4 protein-coding genes and 1 pseudogene are annotated in these 4694 nt (G+C 61.4%); 1 reads left to right on the top strand and 4 read right to left on the bottom strand.

Features of this window, described 5'->3' with window-relative positions; genetic code table 11:
* From I0Q12_RS16875 to I0Q12_RS16865, 3 genes and pseudogenes are all read right to left on the bottom strand, one after another.
* Window positions 1-330, bottom strand: a pseudogene (locus I0Q12_RS16875) (IS1634 family transposase); the annotation flags it as partial.
* A gap of 131 nt (window positions 331-461) precedes the next feature.
* Entirely contained in the window at window positions 462-2105 is a 1644-nt protein-coding gene (locus I0Q12_RS16870) for a PEP-utilizing enzyme (RefSeq protein WP_197252993.1), read from the bottom strand.
* 199 nt (window positions 2106-2304) lie between these two features.
* Window positions 2305-3321: a hypothetical protein gene (locus I0Q12_RS16865; RefSeq protein WP_197252992.1), complete on the bottom strand. Its 1017-nt coding sequence runs from the start codon at window positions 3319-3321 to the stop codon at window positions 2305-2307.
* Between the two features lie 104 nt (window positions 3322-3425).
* Between I0Q12_RS16865 and I0Q12_RS16860 the strand changes: the two genes are divergently transcribed.
* Window positions 3426-3980: a TetR/AcrR family transcriptional regulator gene (locus I0Q12_RS16860; RefSeq protein WP_197252991.1), complete on the top strand. Its 555-nt coding sequence runs from the start codon at window positions 3426-3428 to the stop codon at window positions 3978-3980.
* A 121-nt stretch (window positions 3981-4101) separates the two neighbouring features.
* Here the strand turns inward: I0Q12_RS16860 and I0Q12_RS16855 are convergent.
* Window positions 4102-4694, bottom strand: a 593-nt coding sequence (locus I0Q12_RS16855) for a helix-turn-helix transcriptional regulator (protein ID WP_231610840.1), incomplete at its 5' end; no start/stop codon positions are given.

The following is a 4694-nucleotide window of genomic DNA, read 5'->3' as shown; positions in this document are numbered from 1 at the left end:
GGCCTGGAACTGCCGCACGATCGGCACGATGGTGCGGGTCTCGGCGTGGTTTCCTTCGAAACATCCGATTTCCAAGGGGAATCCGGTGCGATCGACGAGCAGCCCGACCACAATCTGTGGGTCGACCCGGCGCTCCTTGAAGTACCCGACCTTGCGCAGGTCGTCTTCCTTCTCCGCTTCGAAGTACAAGGTGGTCACGTCGTACAACAGCAGGTTCAGATCCCCCGCGGTGGCGGCGTGCTCGAAGCAGCGTCGTGCGATGTCGTCGCGGTAACCGTGGGCGGTGCACCGCTGCAGGGTTCGCACGAAACGAATAGACTCCTTCCAGGAAGCAGGACCGCGGCGGCGAGGTCGATAGTACGTAAGGCATGACACAGCGGTGAAATGCCTTCGCACGCGTCGTTGTCGACTGGATTCCCACCGCAGTCGAGGAGGTCGGTTGCGGTGGAGAATACGTGATTCTACGGACGACCGAGGATGGTGACAGTTCCGTTCGTACCGTCGACGCGAATCCGATCGCCGTCCTGAATCACTCGAGAGCCGTTGCCGGTGTTGATGACACAAGGAATACCTAGTTCTCGGGCAACGATCGCGCCGTGGCTTGCGGTGCTCCCGATGTCGATGACTACGGCGTCCACGAGAGTGAAGAGCGGTGTCCAACTCGGATTGGTGCTGTAACAAACCAGGATGTCGCCATCTTCGAACAGGTCATCGTCCTCCGTCGACACCAGTCGGGCCCTGCCCTCGGCGATGCCGTTACTCGCTGCGATGCCTGTCAGCTCACGGATGGTCGCTGTATCCAACGTGGCTTGGATCGGATCGGGTACGCCGTAGAAGGTCATGGGGATCTCGACTGCCTCATATTCCCTCCGTCGTTGCCGACGAAACGAAACTAGTTCCCGCACGTTCTCGGGCGGATCGGCGAGTTCCTCGATGGTCAGGAAGAAGACATCCTCGGAGTCGGAGAGCACCCCGGTCTGCTCGAACTGCTTGCCGACGCGCCGCGCCGCGGCGCGGCAACCGTCCAACGCAATGTGATAGGAGGCCTTGCCGAGCTCGAGATTTCGGACCTGAGCAGCGGCTTGTTTGAACAAGAAACGCGTGAGCCTGCGTTGAGGTCCTGACATGCCGGCCACCAGCTCGGCCTCTGCCGCTTTCCGGGCGTCCATCGCGGCTTGGCTTCGAGCGGCACCGTTGTCTGTGCGCGCGGTGACAGAGCGCACCAGCGAGTGAAGCGGAGCCGGGTCTTCTCGCCAAGACGACGTCCAGACCATTCCTTCGTTCGGCCCGTAGAACCCGTGCCGCGCGATGAAGGTGTCGAGGTCGATACGACCCGACCCGAGAGACCAGATGTCCTCGGCCAAAGCAGATTCGGAGACGTCACCGAAACCGGCGAACAAGGTGAGCGCAAGCTCTGGCCGCCCGGACTTCTCGGCGACACCGACCAGCGCGCCCTGCACGCCCTGCAGAAAGGTCCGTACACGGATATGGACGCTCATCGTCTCGTAAAAGCGTTGCCCGGCGGCGCGGAGGTCGGAGAGGGGATCGCCGGAACCATCGCCGTGCAGTACGTCGGTTTGCCACCAGGCGAGTGTGTCGTCGTGGAGCTGTTGGAGTTCGCGAGTGGTCCGACGGTAAGCTCTGGGCAGCTTGGCAAGCATCGCCGGCACGCGTCGATTGCTACCCTTCTCGTCGGGCATCCCGCTTCGTACCGTTCCGCAGATGTCTCGCTCGAAGTCGTTCGGTGACGCTCCGGGAACCGACCCCATGAACGTGCGAACGTAATCCACGTTGAGCGCGTGTCTGCCGTAAAAGGGTGAGGTCTGCCGAAGATTCGGATCGTCGGGAAGGTAGACATCTTTCGAACTCATGATTCCGAGGTCGCACCAGGCGCGGCGGGTAGCGAGTTCGAAATTGTCCCAAATGCTCCAGTCCAGGGCTGCGAGGATACCGGGCGTGACCTCACCCGTATTGGCGAGTGTCCAGAATCGGTCCGGTTCTGAGGTGACGTGCACGGGATCGAACAGTGTCGGTGTCGGGGGCGTAAGCACGTGCGGCTGATGTGCCGATCCGTGACCGGAACCGCCTGTTTCGAGGGATGACATCTCACTCCTGGTGTAGTGGTCGAACGCTAGAGATTGTGAGCATCGGCGAGACGAACCCGATGGAATCGAGTTCGTCGAGTCCACAACATTTCGGCGGCTGAACTGCGAATTCGTGAACTTCTGACGTGCGATGCAGGGTGGAACAGTGCCCCCGGAACCTCGGCGATAAATCCGGGGGCCCCGCTCGAGCTGGTTTGGCTCAGTTGGGCTTGCCGTCGGGTCCGACACGCTCGACGGGGAAGCCCTCGTTCCAGGTGAGGCCGTCGATCAGTGTGCGCTCGTCACCATCGCGGCGGGTGCGGCCCAGTTGCGCCCGGTAACCGGCCCAGCGCGACTCCGAAAACTGAGTCATCCGACCAGTTTTGGGCGCGTCTGTGCGGTAGGTGGCATCGCCCACTTCGAATGTCGCCTCGATAGGCCACCGATCCTCGTCGAGATCGAACCACGCATCGGTGTCCGACGTGAGCTGCACGTCGCCGGTGCTCTGGATCACGACGCCCGGGGAGAAACCGTTACGGCCGGAGACCAAGTGTCCCCACTCGTAGGAACCGTCGTCGAACTTGTTGCAGAACACGTTCCACATGATCTGGTCATCCAAGAAGTACCCATATTCCTTCCACTCGACGCCGTGCTTCCAGAAGGAATTGTCGAACCAGATCGGACCGGAAACTCGCCTGCCCTGGAAAAGACCCGTCATCCAGAAACAGGTGCTCGTGTACAGCAGGGGCCGGTCGAGAGACGGGATGAAGAACTGCATACCCAAGCCGGCCGACTCCCCTTCCATCTCGACGATGTCACCCTCGCTGTAGGTCAGCCGGTTCTGGCTGAACTCGAGATCCATCGGCTGTTCACCTTCGGGGAAGCATCCTTTCGGGAGCTTCTGAAAAACGGGATCGTGCCACCGTCGCGTCTTACCCTCCAGCACGCGACGCAGTTCGCCACGCGCGCTGCGACCCGAATCCGGGTGGACGTCCAATTCGTTTTCAGCGCTGCCGTTCTGGGTCATCACGAACAGTCCAGAGGTAAGTGAGCCGACGAAGTTGCGCTCCAGGCAGTAGGTCAGTCCGTCCTCATCACGGAAGAAGCCGTACAACCACGACTTCTGGACGCCGAGCCCATGCTTCTCGGCCAGCAGGTCCATCTCGTCAGGATCGGTCTCGAACGCTCCTACCGCCGGCCGTGTTCCGAAGTCGCCCAGTTTCCAGCGTGTGTCCATCCGTGCCTCCTATGACAAAATCGAATTTTGTAATGTGAGCGTAGACACAGCATGGGCTAAATGTCTAGTGCTCGATATTCGCCGATTGGAGTAGAATGGCTGGAGTGACCGCCCGAGGGCGCATCGTCGATGCCGCACGTACGGAGTTTCTCGGTTCAGGTATCGGGCCGACGCGCATGGACACCATCGCCAAACGTGCAGGCATGGCGCGGCCAAATGTGTACAGGTATTTCGGAACGAAGCAGGATCTGGTCAAGGAGGTCATTCTCCGGGAGGTCCGCGCCGTGAACGCGCAACGCCGAGCGACCATCTCCCTGGACCGCGAATCTGCTGACATCATGCTCGCGTCGCTGGTCTCGGGCGCAGAGCTGATCAGAGGGACCGAGTTCCTGTCGGTGACACTGCGCACGGACAGAGAGCAGGTGACCAGGTTCCTGATTTCGAACGATGAAGATCTGTTCGCAACCCAGCATCATTACTGGGAACCCATCCTCACGCAGGCGAGAGAGCGCGGCGACCTGAGGGCCGACTTGGACGACGACCGAATCATTCGCTGGTTCATGTCGGCCAACTTCAGCCTCGTAACCCTGCCTGAGATGTACCCCGGCAGCACGACCGCCTGGTTCGTAGACTTCGTAATACCACCGGTACTGGCATAAGGATCTGTCCACCAAGCGCTCGGGCGATTGGAGAAGTTGGGCCTCGTCGCATGCGGGGCGCACTCGCGAAGCGACAACGGCGTCATGATCACCTCGGCCGGCATCGAAGCGCTCGCGTACATCACCGCGACGAGCTGAGCGGAGGGTCAGTCGGGTTGCTCGGGGGTATCCAACCATCGCACGATCTGGGTTCGTGAGCGGAAACCAGCTTGGCGAGGATGTGCTCGACGTGGGCGTCGACGGTCCGCTGGGAGATCACCAGCTTGGTGGCGATCTCTCTGTTCGTGAGTCCGTCGGCGACCAGAGCGGCGATCTGCTGCTCACGGCGGGTCAGGCCGTCGCGAGTCGCAGATCCCTTGCTCTTCGGTTTCCGATCCGTCTCGGATCCGAGGGCAAGTGCCACCGATTCGTCGAAGGAGAGTGCTTCACCCTTGGCATACATCTGCTCGAAGGCGGGTTTCCCGAGTTCCTGACGGAGTTCCCGTTCGACAATGCTCGTGACCTGCTGCACGGCGGCCTGGGGCAGTCTCAGCTGGCTGTACTGCCAGATCGATCGTGCGGCGCCCAGGAGCATGGCGGCGCGGTCAGGTTGGCTCGCGGCAGCCGACCATGCGAGCCCGTCGATACAGACCGCGACCATGCCCGGATGCTCGAACATCTGGTACAGGCGTATCGCCTCGGACATGAGGGCGGTGGCGGAGGCACCGTCTCCCT

Source organism: Rhodococcus sp. CX, assembly GCF_015865005.1.
Classification (GTDB): domain Bacteria; phylum Actinomycetota; class Actinomycetes; order Mycobacteriales; family Mycobacteriaceae; genus Rhodococcus.
The sequence above is the reverse complement of the archived record's forward strand: the minus strand, read 5'-3'. Positions and strand labels throughout refer to the sequence as shown.